Source organism: Mesorhizobium sp. 43Arga (assembly GCF_053714255.1).
The window spans coordinates 1-267 of the sequence record NZ_JBSKBO010000057.1 but is presented as its reverse complement, the minus strand read 5'-3'; the positions used below and the strand labels follow the sequence as shown (position 1 = coordinate 267).

General features: G+C 71.2%; 1 protein-coding gene. It reads left to right on the top strand.

Annotated elements, in window-relative coordinates; genetic code table 11:
- Nucleotides 1–267, top strand: a 267-nt coding sequence (locus tag ACWGS8_RS35215) for a hypothetical protein (RefSeq protein WP_454585214.1), incomplete at both ends; no start/stop codon positions are given.

Below are 267 nucleotides of genomic sequence, written 5' to 3'. Positions count from 1 at the left end.
CCCCAAGTGTGCCGCATCCCCGGCCAGATCCGCAATGCCGATGGCGACTGCGTCTGCCCGCAGGGCACCGAGGTGCGCAACGGCGCCTGCCGTCCGGTGCGGCCGAAGCCCCAGGAGTGCCGCATCCCCGGCCAGATCCGCAATGCCGATGGCGATTGCGTCTGCCCGCAGGGCACCGAGGTGCGCAACGGCGCCTGCCGTCCGGTGCGGCCGAAGCCCGAGCAGTGCGCTATCCGTGGTCAGGTCCACGATGCCAATGGCGATTGC